This window comes from Alkalibaculum bacchi, assembly GCF_003317055.1.
GTDB classification, from domain to species: domain Bacteria; phylum Bacillota; class Clostridia; order Eubacteriales; family Alkalibacteraceae; genus Alkalibaculum; species Alkalibaculum bacchi.
In genome coordinates this window covers 30012-50230 of the sequence record NZ_QNRX01000004.1, presented here as the reverse complement: position 1 = coordinate 50230, position 20219 = coordinate 30012, and the positions used below count along the sequence as shown (strand labels likewise).

Below are 20219 nucleotides of genomic sequence, written 5' to 3'. Positions count from 1 at the left end.
TTATGCCTCCTTTTCTTCCAAATGATCCGTTTTCAACTTTTGTATAATTTCTTTTGTCTTTTTAGGAGTCAATTTGCCGTAAGTCTCTCCATTAATCATCATAACAGGAGATAAACTGCAACAACCTAGACAGGCTACATTGTTTAAAGTAAACATATTATCTTCTGTTGTTTCTCCATCATGAATACCTAACTCCTCATTTATTGCCTCTTCAATTCCATTTGCTCCATTTACATGGCATGCTGTACCCTTACATAACATGATTAGATATTCACCTACAGGTTTTAACCTGAATTGTGTATAGAAAGTTGCTACACCATAGACCTTAGCTGGCTTTTCACCTATTTCTGTAGCCACATAGTCTAAAACTGATTCTGGTAAATAACCATAAATGTCTTGAGCTTTTTGAAGAATTGTAATCAAGCTACCCTTTGTACTTCCGTACTTTGCTAGAGTAGCATTCAAAGCTGATAAATCGATATTTTCATCTTTGAACTGAACTTTTAAAACACTTTTGTTGCCTCCACAACATTCCATCTGCAAAACTCCTTATCTATGTATTATGATAAATAATGCCCTTGTTAATTTAGTCACATGTCTATTATAGCATTTCTATAAACCAAATCCACTAAAAGTAGGTGTGAATTCGTTTACATTATTTGCAAAAAAAAATTGCTTACGTCTAAAATTATTAAGCTATTTACGCATTACTATTTATATCACAATTGGCATGCAAATGTAAATATTAATTTGTAAATTAACAATTACATATAATGAATGAATTCGATTGTATATCCATCAACATTTTTATTATTAAAGATTTGATATAATCCTTCATTTATATAAAGATTTAGAATTCTTCATAATTTCTCTTAATCTTCATAAAATAATGAAATACTCGCTTTTAAAAGGACAGATTCTTATGACGAAACCTTTTCATAAAAAATATATCACAATGTGTTTGCTGCTCCTCTTTATAGCCTTTGCAAATTATTATGGGCATAGGGTATTAGCAGAAAATAAAAAATCTAATTTAACCGTTCATTTTTTGGATATCGGACAAGCTGACTCTGTTCTCATACAAACTCCCGATGGACAAACAGCACTTATTGATAGTGGAAATGAATCTGATAGCATGTACATACAAGGCTATTTACTCAACCTGGGCATTAAAAAAATTGATGTGCTTATACAAACCCATCCTCATGAAGATCATATTGGCAGTATGGACGATATCGTTTATAGCTTTGAAATAGGTACAGTATATGCATTAGATACAGATTATGATAATAGAGCAAATACGAATTTTAAGGAAGCCATAGAGCGAAAAGGTTATACTATCTCTCATCCAAAAGTTGGAGACTCTTTTAAATTGGGAGATGCTTGCTTTCAATTCATCTCGCCAAAAAAAAGCAAATATAAGAAGCTAAATCACTGCTCTCTAGTGACAAAAATGAAATATAGCAAGACATCATTTCTATTTATGGGAGATGCAGAAGAAATAGCAGTAGACGAAATGATCGATTCTGACGACGATCTTCAAGCAAATGTCATTAAAATTGGTCATCACGGAAGCTCTGGTTCTACTCCTGTAGGTTTGATTAAAAAAGTCCAACCTGAATATGCAGTCATCACTACGCGTAAAAATTCAAAAATCTTTCCTCATATCAGGACTAATTTCAACCTAAAAGTCTATGGCGTAAAACCGCTCCTTACAGCAGGAAACGGAACTATAGTAGCAACTAGCGATGGAGAAAAGATCCATATGACGAGAAGTCCTTATAAGAATACAGATAGAGAATCACTGATTAAATAAAGCAATCAGCGGCCAGCGATCAGCCATTAGTACTTTTCTCCACCAGTAATGACTTAATAAGTAGCTAGAGGCGTGAAGTTGGAGGTGAGTTTGATTTTTCCCGTCCAACCGTCCAACCAAAAATAGGCTTACAGCAAGCTGTAAGCCTATTTTTTATTATGCTAATATTTTCTTTAAATCTTCTCCTGGTGTGCTAATTGGAGTTAATCCGAATTTTTCTACTAATACATTTAATACTGTAGAAGAGAAGAATGCTGGGATAGATGGCCCAATATAGATATTCTTGATACCCAATGCTAATAATGTTAATAAGATACATACTGCTTTTTGTTCATACCATGATAATACTAATGTAAGTGGTAGGTCATTTACTCCACATTCAAAAGCTTCTGCTAATGCTACAGCTACTTGGATTGCAGAATAAGCATCATTACATTGACCCATATCCATGATCCTTGGAAGTCCACCAATTTCACCTGCATCTATATCATTAAATCTAAATTTACCACATGCTAATGTAAGTACGATGGAGTCGTCTGGTGTTTGTTTTACGAAATCTGTATAATAATTTCTTCCTGGTTTTGCACCATCACAACCACCTACTAAGAAGAAGTGTTTGATTGCGCCATTCTTTACTGCGCCCACTACTGTATCTGCCGCACCTAATACTGTATTTCTTGCGAAACCAGTCATTAGTTTATCTCCACCATTGATGCCAGTAAACTTAGTATCTTCTTTAAATCCACCTAGTTCAATAGCTTTGGCAATAAGTGCCGAGAAATCTTTTTGTCCATCTGCACGGTCTTCAACGTGTTTTAAACCTGGGTATGCAACTACAGATGTAGTAAAGATATTGTCTGCATAGCTATCTTTTGGAGGCATTAAACAGTTTGTAGTAAAAAGAATTGCTCCTGGTAGGTTTTCAAATTCTTTTTTCTGATTTTGCCATGCTGTTCCATAATTCCCTTTTAAGTGAGAATATTTTTTAAGTTCCGGATAAGCGTGTGCTGGAAGCATTTCTCCATGAGTATAGATATTTACACCCTTTCCTTCTGTTTGCTCTAATAATTCTTTTAAGTCTAGTAGATCATGACCTGTTACAACAATGAAAGGTCCTTTTTCAACATTTGTAGTAACTTCTGTTGGCTCTGGATGACCGTATGTAGATGTATTCGCTTCATCAAGAATAGCCATACATTTTAAGTTCATTTGACCAAATTCCATAAGTAAGTCTAACCATTCTTCAACGCTGTGTTCTTCTCCTAATGCTACTAATCCTTTGTAGAACCAAGCATTAACTTCTGGATCTTGCTTTCCAAGAGCGTATGCATGATGTGCATATGCTGCCATACCTCTCATACCTAATAATAATGTAGACCTTAAAGAAACGATGTCTTCATTTCCTGTCCATAGCTCTTCCCATTTGAAATCTTCAGCATTTCCATATTTTAATTTTTCCGCTTTTACTTTTTGTACCCATTTGTCAACGTCTTTTTCATCAAAGTCTACATTTGTTACTTGCACAAATAATGTATCCATCACTAATTTATCTGTAATTTTACTTGTTTCTATCCCTTTTGCAGATCTTGCCAAGCCTATTAAAGCAGCTACTAATTCATCTTGTTTGTTTGATACCTCTGGAGTCTTACCACATACTCCCATTTCAGTACAGCCTGTTCCCTTTGCCGTTTGTTCACATTGAAAACAAAACATCTTTGACATATAAATCCTCCTTTTAATATATGAAATAAACTTTTAAACCATCATTTTAAATGGTGCAAAACGCCTCTAGTGAGTTTCTTACTATACACATATATTGTATATAGACAGATACCCCACTTTAACATACTCAAAACATTTAATTTGTTTTTATTGTAATCGTTATAAAGGCTTTAGTCTGTAACCCATGTTACCATTTATTACTTTTCCATTGAATAATTCCTATAATTGCCCTTGCGTTTCTGTAAACAGTATAATATACTTAAAGAAATAAATACGGTAACTATTGTTACCAAATAACGAGGTTTTTATAATGTATGACAAATGGTCTAAAATATTATCCCACACAGTATTGTTTAAAGACATTGATATTGATTCTATCAATTCACTGCTCCAATGTTTAAAGCCACCTGTACATCAATTTCAGAAGAATGAATACATTACCATTGATGGAGACCCCTTTACTGGTATTGGCATTATACTCTTAGGAGAAGCTACAGTAGTTAAAGAAAATGTTGCAGGTAATCGAATTATGGTTAATCTATTGAAGCAAGGCGATATTTTCGGAGAGATGATTGCTTTTTCAAACAGAAATACTTGGCCTGTATCCGTAAGCGCTAGTTGTGACACAACAGTCATCTTCCTACCCCGAGATAAAATTACTGGTAACTGCAGTAATATATGTTTTAGTCATCAGGAGTTGATTCTAAACATGCTAGGCTTAGTCTCTAATAGAGGGCTTTTGTTAAACAAGAGATTAGAGTATTTGTCTTTAAGAAGTGTAAGAGAGAAAATAGCCACCTATTTTCTAGAACAATACGACAAATTGGGAAAACCAAAGTTTAAACTTCCTATGAATCGAAATGAATTAGCTGAATTTCTAAATGTAACGAGACCTTCTTTATCACGGGAATTAGGAAAAATGCGAGACGAAGGGTTCATTGACTTTGAGAGATCTTCTATATCACTGGTAGATGTGGATTCGTTAAAGGAGATTATTTCATAGTAGCGGAATGCGGAACTTTTTAAGGTGGTCGGGTGGTCAGCAAAACCTAAAAGCCACCTCTGGTGGCAAAGGCTTTTACATAGAACTTAAAACTTTTGTTGGTTGAACGGGAAAAGCTTTTAATTGCGTAGTGAAAAACCTCTACAAACTAACTATGGAGAATAATCTATATACTTGAAGGTTTTGCTGGTTGCTGGTTGCTGGTTGCTGGTTGCTGGCCGCTAGTAGCTTTATACTTCTTTCAGCTATTGTTATATATATACCTATATATACTTACTTCTTACTCTTCACCCTTCATTTCCTTAAGTACTCTCTCAGCCACTCTCTTATTTAGATCTGCTGTGATTATTATCTTTAAGAGCTCTTTTATTTTATCACTGCCTTCTAGCTCACTTAATTGTTTTTCCTTACTAATAAAATGATCTAACATATTGTCGTGAATCTGTACAAAATCTTCATATAATAGCTCCATGCCTTCTTGGTTTTCTTTAATAGCCCTTTGAAAAAACACCTCTAAATCCGCAAAGTTTATTACATTTTTCATATGGTAAATCATAATCAACTGCATAAGCTGTTCTTTGCCGTATTTCTTTTTTACTGGTTTTCCTATAAGCTTAGATTTGACGTAATTATTGATCATGGTCTTCGTCATAACCTTCTCGTCATCATGTAATTTATAACTATCCATTTGACTTTCTAATATGGTTAAAACTTGATCCATGTACAAATCGATGTCAGGCAATTGTATTTCTTGGAGCTTCTCAAACTCTTGCAAAGGATACCCCTCCTGAATATAATGCAAATTCTCAATCTAAAATGAATTATATAATATTTACATAGTAATTACAAAGATAAACTTGACATATACTAAATATAATCTTATTATTATCATATGATGTAGTATTGATTACTATATGAAAGGTGTTGTTTATATGAAATGTAGAGAACCAATAAACTCTATTACCCATCTAATAGGAATCGTTTTATCCTTGCTTGCTTTAGCATTGTTGTTATTGTCTACAATAAATCATTTTTCTTATGAAAATCTCATCAGCTCTATTGTTTTTTCACTTGGGCTAATTGGCTTATATACTGCTTCGACAGTCTATCATTGGAAAATTGCCTCTATAGAGAAATTAGAGTTTTTAAGAAAAATCGATCACATAATGATTTATGTGTTAATTGCCTCCACCTATACGCCTATCTGCTTGATTACATTAAAAGGCTTTTTAGGATATCTTTTACTAGGTCTTATTTGGTCCCTAGCCCTTATAGGCATTATACTCAAGATTTTTTGGATGAATGCACCTAGGTGGCTTTCTACTAGCTTTTACTTATTATTAGGTTGGATATCTATATTTTTTATTTATCCTATATCAAAGGCTCTACCTGCCCCTGCAATTACTCTACTAGTACTAGGAGGGGTCATGTATTCTGTTGGCGCAATTATATACGGAAAAAAATCCGAAAAATGTAAAATAGGAAAATTTGGTTTTCATGAGATCTTTCACGTTTTTATACTGCTCGGAAGCTTCTTCCACTTTATTATGATATTTAGATATATCATCGTGTAAAGGAAAACGGGGTTTATACCGAATGTTTTTCGTATGTTATTTATAAAAAATATAGAATTATTTAATATAAAAAAATGGCATTAGAATATTATCCTAATGCCATTTTGTCGACAGTCTGAGATTATCTGATTTATTCGGACAATTCTTTGTGTTTTCACAAGCATTATCCTTCTTCTGGCATTTGCTTATAGAACGAATGTATTACAAAATACCAGAAAATAATAAACAAGACTTCTGTTTGATCAATTAACACAAATGAGAATAATGGTGTGCCCGGAATAAACATGGTTAGTATAAACAGTGACAATACGAAATAGATCATATTAATCTTAAGTCTACCTGAATCAAACCAAGCCTTTATAAAGTCAATAGATAATATAGAAACGAGTACTAGTGTCCATACGCTTATCCAAAGTTGATATTGTAAAAAATCAGGAACTACTTTATGATTTACTTTTATGAATATTGATATATGGTAGAAAAATATAAGAAATATTAGTACTGTGGCAACTTTACAAAAATTTCTTTTCAAAATTATTATTCTCCTTATATTGTTGTTGGAAATGAAAATGTATATGTAGTGGTCCCATCTATACGTCGATAAGTAAGAGTCGCCCTTGTCCCTATCGCAGAACCATCATTTGGAGATACGAAATTTACAAATCCTGTTAATTTAGGATATTTTTTCCCACTTACAGGATTGCTAATCGGTGAAATATTACTAGTCTCATTTACATATGTGCCAACACCGTTAGATTTATATCCTTGACCACTAGCGGTAATATTTTGTTTTAAAGAAATAAGCCTAAATCTGCTGTCAGTCAAAGTAGGGGTTGAAAAAAAGCTCGTTGCTCTATAACAAGCCATACCACTAAACGATCGCTTCTCGTAATTAAATCCTTGGGTTATTTTCACACTTTCGCCAGAACTAGTTTCTTGTTTTACTCCTGTTGACATAATAGAATAATTTTCTATTTTTGCTTCCTCCTCATATAAATATTTATATTTATTCTATAGTAAAAACCGGCTTATATTTGTCGTAATTTGTAAAATATACTAAAATATGGTTAAATAGTATCGTCATGCGATTATGATTTTAAATAGAGTCTTAGAAATGAATGTATTCGTCTTCTAATTGAATCGTTAATACAAAAAAATAGGTACTTCTTCATTGGCAAATTTCTTACAGGCTTTGATAGATTTACACGAATAGCACGACCTCGAAAGTTTATCTGCACGGTAGAGGTATTGACTCAAGACTGTGGGGTGATTGTCTTTGATTCGGTGATGGGCTATAGCGTCTCCTATTTCTTTAATTTCTTCTTTATGGAATCCGCAATCTTGGAGAATTTCTACGGATAGTTCCTGACTGGCTAAGGCGTGGTCTATGCCAGATTCATATTCCTTCCACCTACCAATATCATGTAATAATGCTGTAGCATATATCATTTCTTTATCTATACCACTTTCTTCTTCTAAATTTAAAATGTACGCAATCCGAGCTACATCCATAAAATGGGTCATATGATGTTTACAATAAACCCTCATCATTTCTAAGTTTTCAATTCTTTCTAGATGTTCTTTATACTTTTTATTTTGCAAAATTTTATCTACTCGATTCATATTATTCCCACCTTTATACTAAATTATCGCAGGTGCTCTAAGTTTACCCTATTTACTGCTTTAGTCATCGTGAGACGAAGGATCTCTACTACTAACATTGAAGAACAAGCACTCTTAACGGGTAGGTACCATATATGAAATTCTTATATTAAAACTCAATTATTTTGATATTTTTCTTGTCTATCTTATATGCACAGATGCTTCGCTATGCTCAGGATGATTCGAGCAAGAACTAGAGTCAAAAGCAAAACTTCTTATTTTATTAAAAAACAGAAGTCGCCTACTCAATGAGGGCCACCCGTTCAACGGGTGGTTTAATATTTTTCGCCCTTTACAGCTCAACAGGCTAAAGCCTATAATAAAAAGAAATGATTTCTAGGTTATTCCTTTTTTAAAATCTATTTCTCAAGCTTATGGATTTCTTCTCCGTTTAAGTTCTTTATGATTTCATCTATGGATTTTCCTTCTATAACCAAATCGGCGGCAATTTCATAAAGGGGAACCATGACAAAGGCTCTTTCTGTCATCCTTGGATGAGGTATGGTCAAAGATTCTTCATTGCTTGTATAGTGTTCATATAGGAGTATATCCACATCGATGGTTCTAGGACCCCAACGAATGATTCTCTTTCTCTTCAGTACTTCTTCAATCTGTTGGCAAAATACCAAGAGCTCCTCTGGCTCAAAATCCGTTTCAATTTGGACAACAATGTTTAAAAACCAATCTTGTTCTACATAGCCTACAGGTTCTGTCTCATAATAAGAAGACTGTTTTATCACAGTAATATTTTTTGAAGACTTCAAAAGATCAACTGCAATATCTATATTCTTTTTCGTATCTCCTATATTACTTCCTAAACCTAAATACGCTTTAACCATTTTTCTTTCTCCTCAATTCTACTCCAAAGTAATCGTAAATCCCTTCCACAGGTGCTTCTGGCTTCTTTACTCTTATCATTACTTCATGAATAATAGGATAAGCATCTAATATTTGATTGCAGATGGTCTCCGCAACAGCTTCAATTAAATCCATCTTTTTTTCCTTAAAGTTTTTTTGAATCATCTCGTATACTTCAGCATAGCTGACGGTATAATGTAAATCATCGCTTTCACCGGCTTTTTTTAAATCAAGATAAAGCTCTGCATCTACAAAAAATTTTTGACCCAGTTTCTTTTCTTCTTCTAAGACTCCATGATAACCATAAAAACCCATATTCTCCATAATAATTTTATCCATCTATTTTCCCCTTTAGTATGGCATCTGTCACTTTAGTTAATAATATCTACTCCACTTTTTATTGCTGCCTCTGCTACAATCGGCTTATATGTATCAATTGATACTGGGACATCAAATTTCTCTTTTAAAGCTTGAATATATGGGGCCGTTCTTTGAATTTTTTCTTCGTCACTAATCATGGTATAACCAGGCCTAGTAGATTCTCCGCCTACATCGATAATGTCCGCACCTTGTTTGATCATCTCTTCAGCATGATTCATAGCATCGTTTATATTGTTCCAGCTACCACCATCTGAAAAGGAATCTGGAGTCACATTCAAAATGCCCATAATATAAGTCTTTTTATCAAAGTCAAACATTTCTCTTACTGTCTTCATCCGTTGCCTCCATCATTTGATAATTTCAACTGCAAAACCCTTATTGTAAACTAGTTTCTCCAATTAATAAAAGACATGACTTCTGCTCGTGCCTTAGCATCTGTAGCAAATCCTCCTCTTACAGCAGAAGTTATGGTTTTAGACCCTGGCTTTTTAACCCCTCGCATGGTCATACACATATGCTCTGCTTCAATAACTACAATTACGCCATAAGGTTTCAATTTTTCCATAATAATATCTGCTACAGAAGAAGTTAATCTCTCTTGCAATTGAGGTTTCTTTGAGAGGGTTTCCACCACCCTGGCTAATTTACTAAGACCTGTTAATTTCCCGTCTTTAGGCAGATATCCTACATGAGCTTTTCCAAAGAAAGGTACTAGATGATGTTCGCACATGGAATAAAAGGGAATATCCTTAATGAGAACTAGTTCCTCATGATTTTCACCTGGGAAAATTTTTTCTAGATGTTCTCCTGGATCTTGTTCTAAACCCGAAAAAATTTCTTCATACATTTTTGCAATTCTCTTTGGCGTTTCTATTAACCCCTCCCTATCTGGATCTTCTCCAATCGCCTCTAATATTTGTCTAACTGCATCTTCAATTTTTTTCTTATCCATTGTATAACCTCCCTATTCAATAATCGCTTATTGATTCGCATAATGTCCGTCAATAGCAATTGTTTGATTAAATAACTAAATTTTATATATTTTTACAATTCCATAATATATATTATAACGTAATAGATTACTACATCAAAGTGAAACTTTTTGTCATCACTTATAGTAATGGGCAAGCCTCTCACCAGCTACATTAAATCCCCTTTCCAAAATTATTACATCATATTCAAAGAATTATGATATTAATTTTATTTTTGAACTATGTTATAATATTTAACTAAGTTATAATATTTAATGAAATGCGTGAAAAAAATACAACAGAAAGTGATGAGCGATGGAAAAATTAATTAAAGAAATTCAAAGATTAAAAAAGGAAAAAAATGCAATCATTTTATCCCATTATTATCAAAGACCTGAGGTTCAAGATATTGCAGATGTCATCGGCGATTCTTACTATTTAAGTCAAATTGCTCGAGACTGCGAACAACAGCTAATCGTCTTTTGTGGAGTAAAATTTATGGCTGAAAGTGCTAAAATCTTATCCCCAGAAAAGACTGTTTTACTACCTGCTTTAGACGCTGGATGTCCTATGGCGGATATGGCTGATGAAGAAGGCGTTTCAGAATGGATCAAAGATTACCCTGATGCAACTGTAATAGCCTATATTAACTCATCTACAGAAGTAAAGGCACTTGTAGACGTTTGCGTTACTTCTTCAAGTGCAGAAAAAATTATCAATAGCATTGAAAGCGATGAAATTCTATTCCTACCAGACAAAAACTTAGGTAGCTACTTAGCCGAGCAATTTCCTAGCAAGAGGTTTATTTTATGGGATGGTTTCTGTATTACACATCACAGAGTTAGACCAGAAAGCATTGTTAAAATCAAAAAAAGAATTCCAGAAATCAAAGTCCTCGCTCATCCTGAATGTGACAAAGAAGTAAGAGACTTAGCAGATTATATAGGTAGTACTAGTGGAATACTTACTTTTGCAACAGACCATGATTTCAAAGATTATCTCGTTGTGACGGAAGAAGGAATCCTTCATCAGATGAAAAAGAAAAATCCAGACAAAAACTTCTACGTACCTGGTGCAACTATGACATGTGTAAATATGAAAAAAACCACTCTACAAGATGTCTATGAAAGCCTTGCATTTAACAAGTACGAAATCACCGTAGAGGAAGGTTTAAGAGTTAAAGCATTGCGTTCCCTTGAGAAAATGCATGAACTCTCTAAATAAAAAATGGAATTAAATGTTGACATACTCATTGTAGGCTCTGGAGTGGCTGGCTTATATTGCGCATTAAACTTAGATAAAAAATTAAATGTCTTACTGATTTCTAAAGGTGAACTAAGTGAAAATAACACCTATTTAGCTCAAGGTGGTATCGCCACTGCTAGAAATGTAGAAGATATTCCCTTCTATATTGAAGATACGCTAAAAGCAGGTCAATATGAAAACGACCGAAAGGCAGTAGAGTGCCTTGCAGAAGAATCCATTGATAATATTAATAAATTGGTAGAATTACAAGTACCTTTTGATTCTAATGGAGATGAATTATCCTATACAAAAGAAGGAGCCCATTGTAATAATCGCATTGTGCACGTAAAAGACAAAACAGGGCAATATCTATGGGAATCTCTGATGAATCATGTAAAGAAACTAGATAATGTAAAACTAATGGAATATACCTGTTTGGTTGATCTCATTGTTAAGGGCAATACTTGTTATGGAGGTATTCTCAGAAAAGGTGACGAGCAAATTAATCTTTATGCAAAATCTGTCGTATTGGCTACAGGCGGCATTGGTGGGATTTTTAGAGACTCTACGAATCAGCGGATTTTAACAGGTGATTCGCTAGCATTCGCTTTTAAATACCACATTGAAGTAATGAATTTAGAATATATACAATTTCATCCCACAGGGCTTTACGATAACAATTACTACGGTAAGCGTTTTCTTATTTCTGAAGCCGTAAGGGGCGAAGGTGGAAAGCTCTTAAATCAAAAAGGAGAGCGCTTTGTAGATGAGCTCCTTCCTAGGGATGTCGTAACCAAAGCTATTCGAGAAGAAATTTCAAAATCAAATATTCCTTATGTTTTTCTCGACATTTCCTTTTTACCAAGAGAATTTATTATAGGTCGCTTCCCAATGATCTATGAAAAATGTGCCCAAATTGGAATTGATATCACAAAGGATCCTATGCTTGTTATCCCCTCACAGCATTATCATATGGGTGGAATCAAAGTAGATATAGACTCTAAAACCTCCATGAAACAGCTTTATGCAGTAGGAGAAACGAGCTGTACAGGGATCCACGGTAAAAACAGATTAGCCAGTAATTCTCTGCTTGAAGGTTTGGTCTTTTCAAAGAGATGTGCTCAAAGCATTAATCAAAACTACAAAGATATAGAACTCGTAACGATCCCTATCACTGTGGACAAAATTGATATTCGTTACTTCCAACATGAAAACAAACAATTGCTTAAAAAAGAAATACAGAGGAGGTCTCCTGATTTACATGACGAACTATTTGATAATCGATAAAATCATCAAAAACACTCTCAAAGAAGATGTCACAAGTGAGGATATCACTACTAATAGCATTGTTCCAGAAGATGCAGTAGCTACTGTAGACTTAATCGCCAAGGAAAAGGGTGTTATGGCAGGGCTATTCACCTTTAATAGAGTATTTGAGATACTAGGTAATGTAGAGGTGGACTTTTTTAAAACAGATGGAGAACAAGTAATTCCAGGAGATAAAATCGCACTTATTCGAGGAAATGCAAGAAGTATACTAACAGGAGAAAGAACAGCTTTAAATTTACTTCAAAGATTAAGTGGTATAGCTACTTTAACTAGTCTATATGCAGAAAAGCTTCAGGGAACAAAAGCTAAAGTTGTGGACACAAGAAAAACTACCCCCGGACTTAGGGTCTTAGAAAAATACGCCGTAAGAGTAGGCGGCGGAGCTAACCATCGTTTTAATTTATCCGATGGGATTTTAATTAAGGACAATCACATCGGTGCAGCTGGAGGTATTACAAATGCAGTAAATTTAGCAAGACAAAATACGTCTTTTGTCAATAAAATAGAAGTTGAAGTAGAAGATTTTAATATGTTAGACGAAGCGCTAGCTGTTGGTGCGGATATCATCATGCTGGACAATATGAACCCTGACATGATGAAAGAAGCAGTTAAGAGAATTGACGGCAGAGCTATTACAGAAGCTTCTGGCAATGTCAGCTTAGATACCATTGAAGAAATAGGCAAAACCGGAGTAGATTATATATCCGTTGGAAAATTGACCCACTCCGTAAGCGCATTGGATATTAGTATGAAAAACATGAAACTCAATAATTAGCTACCAGTACTCTAGGGCTGTGCTCTGCGGGTCACTTTAATATTTGTAGGCAAAAGTAGCGAGGTATATTACTTTATAATTTACGCTTTAATTTTTTAAAAAGACTCTAATTCCAGAGTCTTTTTATGCATTAAAAGGTTTGACTTTTAGATTGAACTACTTCTCTATATGGAATTGAATCTTTGACCTGTGAGACTTGACCCTAGCACTGATGGCTGGCTACTGATTGCTGATAGCCAAAGTGCCAAAGGCACTTTTATTTTTCATCTATTTACATAAATAAATCAGTTATGATATAATAGTCCGGATTATGTATAATAAGGATGATATAAATGATAACAGCTACAAATATTAGTTTACGATATGGAGACCAAAAGCTTTTTGAGGATGTAAACTTAAAGTTTACAGAAGGAAATTGTTACGGTGTAATTGGCGCTAATGGCGCTGGGAAGAGTACTTTCCTAAAGATTTTATCCGGACAGATTGATCCTAATACTGGGGACATTAGCATTGCTAAAGATGTACGACTTTCAGTATTAAAACAAGATCATTATCAATATGATGATAAAGTCGTTTTAGAAACAGTAATACTAGGTAATCCCCGACTTTATGAAATCATGAAGGAAAAGGACGAAATCTACGCAAAACCTGATTTTAGTGACGAAGATGGAATTCGAGCGGCAGAATTAGAAGGAGAGTTTGCAGACCTTAATGGTTGGGAAGCTGAATCAGAAGCTGCAACTTTGCTTCAAGGCTTAGGTATTCCAGGTGATTTACATGATAAAACCATGGCTCAATTACAAGGATCTGAAAAGGTAAAAGTACTTTTAGCTCAAGCTTTATTTGGACATCCTGGGGTTTTGATCCTAGATGAGCCTACTAACAATTTAGACTTACAATCTGTCAAATGGTTAGAGGAGTTCTTAATCAATTTTGAAGGAACCGTCATCGTCGTATCCCACGACCGATATTTCTTAAATAAAGTATGTACACATATTTGCGATGTAGACTTTGGAAAAATTAAGATGTTCATGGGTAATTACGACTTCTGGTATGAATCCAGCCAACTTGCCCTTCAAATGGCTCGAGACCAAAACAAGAAAAAAGAAGATAAAATCAAACAACTTCAAGATTTTATTGCTCGATTTAGCGCTAATGCCTCAAAATCAAAGCAAGCTACATCTCGTAAGAAGATCTTAGAAAAAATCACTTTAGATGATATTCAACCATCTTCAAGAAAATACCCTTATGTAGCATTTAAACCTGAAAGAGAAGTAGGCAACGATATCTTGACAGTTGATAATATCAGCAAGACAATTGATGGAGTAAAAGTCCTTGACAATGTAAGTTTTGGCGTCATTAAAGGCGATAAAATTGCCTTAGTTTCCCCGAACGAGGTCGTCAATACTACATTAATAAAAATACTTACAGGCGAAATGGAACCTGATAGCGGCTCTTATAAATGGGGCGTAACCATATCAAGATCTTACTTTCCAAAGGATAATTCTGAGTACTTTAACGATGTAGATTTAAATCTTGTAGATTGGATGCGTCAATTTTCTAAAGATCAAACAGAAAGCTATGTTCGAGGTTTTCTAGGAAGGATGCTCTTCTCAGGTGATGAAACCCAAAAGAAAGTCAATGTTCTATCTGGAGGAGAAAAAGTTCGATGTATGTTATCGAGAATGATGCTTAATGAAGCTAATTTCTTGCTGCTAGATCAACCTACAAACCATTTAGATTTGGAATCTATCACAGCATTAAATAATGGACTAGTGGATTATAAGAGCAATATTATATTTACATCCCATGACCACCAATTTGTACAAACTATAGCAAACCGAATCATCGACATCGGACCAGATGGCATAGTAGATAAGCGCATGTCTTATGATGAGTATTTGGAGTTAAATTCGTAGAATTTTCTATTTAAAAAACCTAGTTGTTTTATGCTAGGTTTGTTTTTTTTGCAGAAAGCGGAAAGTGGAATGCGGAACTTTTAAACAAGTTAGTTGGACGGGGAAGCAGAATGGTAACCTCTAACATCCCACACCCTACCTCTAGTAGATATACATATATCATACATTTTATTGTTTAAACTATTTTGTTCAATCCTTGGTTAGTTGTTTAAAACAGATGATTTCGTGATATACTTAAAGCAATATGATTGGTCAGGAGGTACTTATGAAAAAGATATTGGTTTTTTTAGCAGATGGATTTGAAGAAATTGAGGCCCTTACTTTAGTTGATGTGTTACGCCGTGCAAATGTGCAAGTAGATACTTGTTCGTTAGAAGAGAAATTGGTTCGAGGAACCCACGACATTTACGTTCAAGCCGACGTCTCGTTGAATGAAGATTTAGATGAGTACGATGGATTATACCTGCCCGGTGGAATGCCTGGGGCTAAGAATCTTCAAGAAAATAATAAAGTACAGGAAATGATTAAAGAATATTTTAGCAAAGGTAAATTAGTATCTGCAATTTGTGCTGCTCCTATTGCATTAAATAGTACTGGAATATTAAAAGACAAAAAAGGTACTTCTTACCCAGGATTTGAAGATCAATTAGAATACCAGGAGTATGTAGAAGCACCTGTTGTAGTTTGTGACAATCTCATCACTTCACGAGGACCTGCCACTGCACTTCCTGTAGCCTTTGAAATACTAAATTACTTAGGCTACAAAAATGAAGCAGAAACCATAAAAGAAGATATGTTATTTAATCTATAAAAACATAAAATTGAACGTGTAAATTGTAAGGTTATATATCTCATTTTAGGCGAATTAATCTAGGGAACGATGCCCTCGCCGTTCCCTTATGAAAGTTCATTTAGTAGAATTTGTGTAAGTTCCTCTGTAAGAGTCTCTATCTTCTTAATTTCTTCAATTGTAATAGAATCAATATGAATGCCACAGGTTACTACTACATTTTTACCTAGTATGGATGAAAGCTTGTGGGATACATATCTTGCCACTTCATCATCTTTATGCCCTGTATAGTTTATAACAGATGTAGTGGCGCTTGTTACATTAGGGTCTGAAAGACTTAACCTAGGAACACTTGCTGTTACGCACCCTATATGAGGCTTATCCCCGCCTGAAATTATTACACACAAATCCTCACCAATAGGAATAGCCTTTGCCTCTATATGTATTCGCCCATCTTTAACAGAACATTCAATCATACATCTTCTCCCCATCGCTTAAATCCATCTAGTTCAATATGAAACTTTTCTAAAACCTTGCCGATGATATGTGTATTCATATCATCTATACTATAAGGATCATTGTAATATGTAATCATTGGCGGAATTAGAATCGCTCCAGCTTGTGACAAAGACAGCATATTTCTTAGATGTATAGAACTTAAAGGTGTTTCTCTAGGAACTACCACAAGGGTTCGCCCCTCTTTTAAGGTAACATCTGCTGCCCTCAATAGTAAATTATCCGAATAGCCCGTTGCAATTCCTGCTACGGTTTTCATGCTACAAGGGATAATAATCATCCCTTCTGTGCGAAAGGTGCCTGAGGCAATTTTACCACCAATATTCTTTATATCGTAAATACAATCTGCCAAATCCATTACATCGGACACTTTGTACTTTGTCTCTTGGTAAATTGTCTCCTCTGCCCCCTTAGAAATGACAAGATGACTTTCGTAATCAGGTCTTTCTTTTAAAATTCTTAAGAGATTAATCCCAAGTATAGCACCACTAGCCCCACTCATACCTACAACAATTTTCTTCTTTTTTATTGTATTTTCCATCATTATCACGCCTTTATATTCGTTGTGAAGTTGTATTATATAGAACAAACTTATTATACATGAAATAAGAGAATTTTTAAATGTGAGTATTAGCGGAAAGTAGGATGTTTTAAGGTGGTAAAGTGGTAAGCAAAAACAACCTCGCAAAAGCGAGGTTTATAACTTACATCTTAAACTTTGCGGTCATTTGTATCCGTTTTTCTTGTCTGTTGCTTCATCTCTGATTTCTTCTCTCATTCCCTTAAGAGCTTCTTTTCTTCTCTCATTTTTTTCTTTAAGAGTTTGTTTCATATTTTGATCATCTGTAACATCAATCATCTCATTAGCACGTTCGATATTCTGAAGAGTTTTTCCAATATTATACTCAATTTTATCTACATTATCTCTTCTATCATCTGGCTTTGGCTTATTTTTCATAATTTCATCTCCTCCTAGTTTATTACTCTTAGTATGTTTCAATTTTTTTAGATTATGACTTGTAAAGATTTGAAATGGTTTAGCTGAGTGCTGAAAGCCGAAAGCGGAAAGCGGAACATATCTGCAAAGTAAGTTTTTTAAAAAACATAAAATATTCAAAAAAATAGAGACTAATATATTTCAGAAACTACTATATAACATCCTTAATAACCCGTTTTCCTCAGCATTCAGCTTTCCGCTTTTTATTTGCGTTCAATTTATTATCTATACATAGAAATATTCATTAAAAGACTAAACAAACTAATTATGATATACTTATTACGCAAAAAAATATAGGAGTGAACTCTTTGAAATATAAAAACATCGTAGAGGGAGAATTTATTTCTCGACCTAATCGCTTTATTGCTCACGTAAAAATTAATGATAAAATTGAGATTTGTCACGTAAAAAATACAGGTCGTTGTAAGGAACTTCTTATAAAAGGAGCAACGGTTTATTTAGAGCACAGCGACAATCCTAATCGAAAGACTGCTTATTCCCTTATTGCCGTACAAAAGGGTCATCGCCTAATCAATATAGACTCACAAGCACCAAATAAGGTCTTACATGAAGGACTTTTAAATAAAACTATTGTACTGCCAAATTTTGAAGAAATCATAGAAATTAGACCTGAGAGAGTATATCAAAAATCTCGCTTCGATTTTTATATTGAAAATAATAACAAAAAAGCCTTCATCGAAGTAAAGGGGGTTACCTTAGAAGAAGATGGAATAGTAAAATTTCCAGATGCTCCTACAGAGCGAGGATTAAAACATGTATATGAATTAGTACAGGCTTTAGAAGATGGCTATATGGCATACATTGTATTTGTCATCCAAATGAACGATGTAAAATACTTTACCCCTAATGATAGCACTCAAAAAGAATTTGGCGAGGCTTTACAATACGCGCAAAATAAAGGAGTCCAGATTTTAGCTTACGAATCTGATGTAGAGCCAGACTCTTTGAAGCTAAATGGAGTAGCTGTTAAAGTGGTAAGATAGTGAAGACTTTTCTAATAATAAAACGCCAAAGTGAATATACAGACTTTGGCGCTTTTAATATATGTATTTTTCGTAATTATGTATGATATCTTATTCTATATCCAATTCAGATACAGTGACGCATTCGTAATCTTCCGCTTCTAAATATTGTAACACTAAATCAACTGCTTCCACTGTAGAGCTGTGAATGTCATGCATGAGAACGATAGAGCCATCTTCTACATTCTTCTTAACTTCACTTAGTACTTTTCTTGCATTGCGGGTCTTCCAATCCTTTGTGTCAACGGTCCACAATACAAGCGGTAAACTAGTAGTATTATATACTCGATCATTTATTCCACCATAAGGAGGACGAAAGACTGTAGGTTCTTTTTCTGTTGCCTTTAGTATTGCATCACGAGTCATTCGAATTTCTTTATGGATTTCTTCCTCATTAAGTACCTTTAAATTTTTATGATTCCAAGTATGATTCCCTAATTCATGACCTCTTTTAGAAATCTCTTTCGCTATACCTGGATAGAAGTCAACTCTATTTCCTAACATAAAAAAAGTAGCCTTTGCATTGTGTTTATCCAATAATTCGAGGATTTTCAATGTATTGATTTCGTGTGGTCCATCATCAAAAGTAAGCGCGACCTGACGTTTACCTGGCGATTCACTTTCTTTTAAATCCTTTTCTGCAGTAGCGCATCCATTTGGTTTGTCAATTTTGCTGTCTACTTCGATGAGATTTAATTTTTTTTGCCATTCATCTGTCAATAAATTTCTTACTTTTTGTAAAGGTATAGAAATCTCAGGAGAGCCTGCTGCTCCTGCAGTAACTACATATTTATCAAATTTAAAAACAATAGAATGATCTCTAATAAACATATGTGAAAATCTGTTGTTCTCATCTTCGATCCACTTCTTTAATTCTTCCTCAAAGAAATATGGCTTGTATTCTTCAGATTTCTCAAACTCATCTAGTAATAAAGTGTAAAGCTTATTTCGGTTTTGCTCATTATCTACTAGAATCTCTGTTTGCTGTATAATAGAATTTTCATTAACATCTACAATAAAGACTTTTGAGCCTTGGAAACCATTTGCCCCCATAGCGTAACTTTCTACATGAAAGACTATAGAATACACATCTTGAGCCACTGGATGGATATCAAACAAAATATACAACGAAGCCGGAAATTCATTTAAGTACTTTTTCTTCTGGGCTACTTCATCAAAAAATTTCTTTTTTGATGAAGATACATACTTCTGTATCTGTTCGTTTAAGGATTCATCTTTAAATTTTGGATAGTGAATTGCTATATGATACATTCTTTCATCGTGGATTTCAGTAATAATATCTACGCCTGGATATGCAGTCTGGGCCTTTACACTGTTATTTGTTATTGTTTTGTTTGTAGAGATAACAGGATCACGATTAAAAATAATGACGGATAAGATAATAATCCCTAGTATGCTAAAGGCAACTAGACTATGAAGTTTTGATTTTTTGTGCCTCATCACAATACTCCTAATATTTATTTTCCTAATACTAGAATATACCTAAATTCACACATATACAAAGGTATAATTATCTTTTTACAAGGATTAAACTATTCTTTTACAAAGGATACATTTTAGTCGAACCTCTCATGATTGAATTCAAGATGTTATCAGC

The 20219-nt window shown here is 34.1% G+C and carries 22 protein-coding genes and 1 pseudogene; 9 read left to right on the top strand and 14 right to left on the bottom strand.

Annotated features, from left to right (window positions below):
- Window positions 1–537: an NADH-quinone oxidoreductase subunit NuoE gene (gene nuoE, locus DES36_RS03870; RefSeq protein WP_113919918.1), complete on the bottom strand. Its 537-nt coding sequence runs from the start codon at window positions 535–537 to the stop codon at window positions 1–3.
- Between the two features lie 385 nt (window positions 538–922).
- Here nuoE and DES36_RS03865 point away from each other — a divergent pair, with 385 nt between their 5' ends.
- Window positions 923–1816 carry a ComEC/Rec2 family competence protein gene (locus tag DES36_RS03865; RefSeq protein WP_170128164.1) on the top strand — a complete coding sequence of 298 codons (894 nt, stop codon included), beginning with the start codon at window positions 923–925 and terminating at the stop codon, window positions 1814–1816.
- A 156-nt stretch (window positions 1817–1972) separates the two neighbouring features.
- Here the strand turns inward: DES36_RS03865 and hcp are convergent, their stop codons facing one another.
- Window positions 1973–3538 (bottom strand): hydroxylamine reductase, encoded by a 1566-nt coding sequence (gene hcp / locus DES36_RS03860; RefSeq protein WP_113919916.1) that lies wholly within the window; start codon window positions 3536–3538, stop codon window positions 1973–1975.
- A 310-nt stretch (window positions 3539–3848) separates the two neighbouring features.
- On the opposite strand from hcp, the gene DES36_RS03855 reads away from it, so the two are divergent.
- Window positions 3849–4541 (top strand): Crp/Fnr family transcriptional regulator, encoded by a 693-nt coding sequence (locus tag DES36_RS03855; protein WP_113919915.1) that lies wholly within the window; start codon window positions 3849–3851, stop codon window positions 4539–4541.
- A gap of 280 nt (window positions 4542–4821) precedes the next feature.
- Here the strand turns inward: DES36_RS03855 and DES36_RS03850 are convergent, their stop codons facing one another.
- Window positions 4822–5316 carry a DUF1836 domain-containing protein gene (locus tag DES36_RS03850; protein WP_113919914.1) on the bottom strand — a complete coding sequence of 165 codons (495 nt, stop codon included), beginning with the start codon at window positions 5314–5316 and terminating at the stop codon, window positions 4822–4824.
- 157 nt (window positions 5317–5473) lie between these two features.
- On the opposite strand from DES36_RS03850, the gene trhA reads away from it, so the two are divergent.
- Entirely contained in the window at window positions 5474–6115 is a 642-nt protein-coding gene (gene trhA, locus DES36_RS03845; RefSeq protein ID WP_242981688.1) for a PAQR family membrane homeostasis protein TrhA, read from the top strand.
- A gap of 163 nt (window positions 6116–6278) precedes the next feature.
- On the opposite strand, the gene DES36_RS03840 is transcribed toward trhA, so the two are convergent.
- The 7 genes and pseudogenes from DES36_RS03840 to folE form a co-directional block, all read right to left on the bottom strand.
- A complete protein-coding gene (locus DES36_RS03840) occupies window positions 6279–6647 on the bottom strand; it encodes a hypothetical protein (protein ID WP_113919912.1) in 369 nt (122 codons plus the stop codon).
- A gap of 14 nt (window positions 6648–6661) precedes the next feature.
- Complete coding sequence (locus DES36_RS03835) at window positions 6662–7072, bottom strand: hypothetical protein (protein ID WP_113919911.1); 411 nt, start codon at window positions 7070–7072, stop codon at window positions 6662–6664.
- A 186-nt stretch (window positions 7073–7258) separates the two neighbouring features.
- Window positions 7259–7738, bottom strand: a complete 480-nt coding sequence (locus tag DES36_RS03830) for an HD domain-containing protein (protein ID WP_113919910.1) — start codon at window positions 7736–7738, stop codon at window positions 7259–7261.
- 398 nt (window positions 7739–8136) lie between these two features.
- A complete protein-coding gene (gene folK, locus DES36_RS03825) occupies window positions 8137–8616 on the bottom strand; it encodes a 2-amino-4-hydroxy-6-hydroxymethyldihydropteridine diphosphokinase (RefSeq protein WP_113919909.1) in 480 nt (159 codons plus the stop codon).
- Window positions 8609–8974 (bottom strand): dihydroneopterin aldolase, encoded by a 366-nt coding sequence (gene folB / locus DES36_RS03820; protein ID WP_113919908.1) that lies wholly within the window; start codon window positions 8972–8974, stop codon window positions 8609–8611. The genes folK and folB overlap by 8 nt, the downstream gene beginning before the upstream one ends.
- Window positions 8975–9009: 35 nt before the next feature.
- Window positions 9010–9351, bottom strand: a pseudogene (locus DES36_RS03815) (dihydropteroate synthase); the annotation flags it as partial.
- A 50-nt stretch (window positions 9352–9401) separates the two neighbouring features.
- Entirely contained in the window at window positions 9402–9968 is a 567-nt protein-coding gene (gene folE, locus DES36_RS03810) for a GTP cyclohydrolase I FolE (protein WP_113919906.1), read from the bottom strand.
- A 334-nt stretch (window positions 9969–10302) separates the two neighbouring features.
- On the opposite strand from folE, the gene nadA reads away from it, so the two are divergent.
- The 5 genes from nadA to DES36_RS03785 all read left to right on the top strand — a co-directional run bounded on the left by nadA (window position 10303) and on the right by DES36_RS03785 (window position 16066).
- Entirely contained in the window at window positions 10303–11211 is a 909-nt protein-coding gene (gene nadA / locus DES36_RS03805; protein WP_113919905.1) for a quinolinate synthase NadA, read from the top strand.
- Window positions 11212–11214: 3 nt separating this feature from the next.
- Window positions 11215–12519 (top strand): L-aspartate oxidase, encoded by a 1305-nt coding sequence (locus tag DES36_RS03800; RefSeq protein ID WP_113919904.1) that lies wholly within the window; start codon window positions 11215–11217, stop codon window positions 12517–12519.
- Window positions 12494–13336, top strand: a complete 843-nt coding sequence (nadC, locus tag DES36_RS03795; protein WP_113919903.1) for a carboxylating nicotinate-nucleotide diphosphorylase — start codon at window positions 12494–12496, stop codon at window positions 13334–13336. The genes DES36_RS03800 and nadC overlap by 26 nt, the downstream gene beginning before the upstream one ends.
- Window positions 13337–13668: 332 nt before the next feature.
- Window positions 13669–15255 (top strand): ABC-F family ATP-binding cassette domain-containing protein, encoded by a 1587-nt coding sequence (locus DES36_RS03790; RefSeq protein WP_113919902.1) that lies wholly within the window; start codon window positions 13669–13671, stop codon window positions 15253–15255.
- 265 nt (window positions 15256–15520) lie between these two features.
- Window positions 15521–16066, top strand: a complete 546-nt coding sequence (locus DES36_RS03785; RefSeq protein ID WP_113919901.1) for a DJ-1 family glyoxalase III — start codon at window positions 15521–15523, stop codon at window positions 16064–16066.
- An 86-nt stretch (window positions 16067–16152) separates the two neighbouring features.
- On the opposite strand, the gene lpdD is transcribed toward DES36_RS03785, so the two are convergent.
- The 3 genes from lpdD to tlp all read right to left on the bottom strand — a co-directional run bounded on the left by lpdD (window position 16153) and on the right by tlp (window position 17519).
- On the bottom strand, window positions 16153–16521 hold the full coding sequence (lpdD, locus tag DES36_RS03780) for a prenylated flavin chaperone LpdD (protein WP_113919900.1): 369 nt from the start codon (window positions 16519–16521) through the stop codon (window positions 16153–16155).
- A complete protein-coding gene (locus DES36_RS03775) occupies window positions 16518–17105 on the bottom strand; it encodes a UbiX family flavin prenyltransferase (RefSeq protein WP_113919899.1) in 588 nt (195 codons plus the stop codon). The genes lpdD and DES36_RS03775 overlap by 4 nt, the downstream gene beginning before the upstream one ends.
- Window positions 17106–17285: 180 nt before the next feature.
- Window positions 17286–17519, bottom strand: coding sequence for a small acid-soluble spore protein Tlp (tlp, locus tag DES36_RS03770; RefSeq protein WP_113919898.1), 234 nt, complete (start codon window positions 17517–17519; stop codon window positions 17286–17288).
- A gap of 347 nt (window positions 17520–17866) precedes the next feature.
- On the opposite strand from tlp, the gene sfsA reads away from it, so the two are divergent.
- The gene (gene sfsA / locus DES36_RS03765; protein ID WP_113919897.1) at window positions 17867–18562 is read left to right on the top strand and encodes a DNA/RNA nuclease SfsA; all 696 of its coding nucleotides are present in this window, start codon (window positions 17867–17869) and stop codon (window positions 18560–18562) included.
- Window positions 18563–18652: 90 nt separating this feature from the next.
- On the opposite strand, the gene DES36_RS03760 is transcribed toward sfsA, so the two are convergent.
- On the bottom strand, window positions 18653–20062 hold the full coding sequence (locus DES36_RS03760) for a polysaccharide deacetylase family protein (protein ID WP_113919896.1): 1410 nt from the start codon (window positions 20060–20062) through the stop codon (window positions 18653–18655).
- Window positions 20063–20219: the final 157 nt, after the last annotated feature.

Coding starts and splice junctions, on each gene's coding strand:
- nuoE (WP_113919918.1), bottom strand. CDS start 537: ATGGAATGTTGTGGAGGCAACAAAAGTGTTTTAAAAGTTCAGTTCAAA.
- DES36_RS03865 (WP_170128164.1), top strand. CDS start 923: ATGACGAAACCTTTTCATAAAAAATATATCACAATGTGTTTGCTGCTC.
- hcp (WP_113919916.1), bottom strand. CDS start 3,538: ATGTCAAAGATGTTTTGTTTTCAATGTGAACAAACGGCAAAGGGAACA.
- DES36_RS03855 (WP_113919915.1), top strand. CDS start 3,849: ATGTATGACAAATGGTCTAAAATATTATCCCACACAGTATTGTTTAAA.
- trhA (WP_242981688.1), top strand. CDS start 5,474: ATGAAATGTAGAGAACCAATAAACTCTATTACCCATCTAATAGGAATC.
- DES36_RS03835 (WP_113919911.1), bottom strand. CDS start 7,072: ATGTCAACAGGAGTAAAACAAGAAACTAGTTCTGGCGAAAGTGTGAAA.
- DES36_RS03830 (WP_113919910.1), bottom strand. CDS start 7,738: ATGAATCGAGTAGATAAAATTTTGCAAAATAAAAAGTATAAAGAACAT.
- folK (WP_113919909.1), bottom strand. CDS start 8,616: ATGGTTAAAGCGTATTTAGGTTTAGGAAGTAATATAGGAGATACGAAA.
- folB (WP_113919908.1), bottom strand. CDS start 8,974: ATGGATAAAATTATTATGGAGAATATGGGTTTTTATGGTTATCATGGA.
- folE (WP_113919906.1), bottom strand. CDS start 9,968: ATGGATAAGAAAAAAATTGAAGATGCAGTTAGACAAATATTAGAGGCG.
- nadA (WP_113919905.1), top strand. CDS start 10,303: ATGGAAAAATTAATTAAAGAAATTCAAAGATTAAAAAAGGAAAAAAAT.
- DES36_RS03800 (WP_113919904.1), top strand. CDS start 11,215: ATGGAATTAAATGTTGACATACTCATTGTAGGCTCTGGAGTGGCTGGC.
- nadC (WP_113919903.1), top strand. CDS start 12,494: ATGACGAACTATTTGATAATCGATAAAATCATCAAAAACACTCTCAAA.
- DES36_RS03790 (WP_113919902.1), top strand. CDS start 13,669: ATGATAACAGCTACAAATATTAGTTTACGATATGGAGACCAAAAGCTT.
- DES36_RS03785 (WP_113919901.1), top strand. CDS start 15,521: ATGAAAAAGATATTGGTTTTTTTAGCAGATGGATTTGAAGAAATTGAG.
- lpdD (WP_113919900.1), bottom strand. CDS start 16,521: ATGATTGAATGTTCTGTTAAAGATGGGCGAATACATATAGAGGCAAAG.
- DES36_RS03775 (WP_113919899.1), bottom strand. CDS start 17,105: ATGATGGAAAATACAATAAAAAAGAAGAAAATTGTTGTAGGTATGAGT.
- tlp (WP_113919898.1), bottom strand. CDS start 17,519: ATGAAAAATAAGCCAAAGCCAGATGATAGAAGAGATAATGTAGATAAA.
- DES36_RS03760 (WP_113919896.1), bottom strand. CDS start 20,062: ATGAGGCACAAAAAATCAAAACTTCATAGTCTAGTTGCCTTTAGCATA.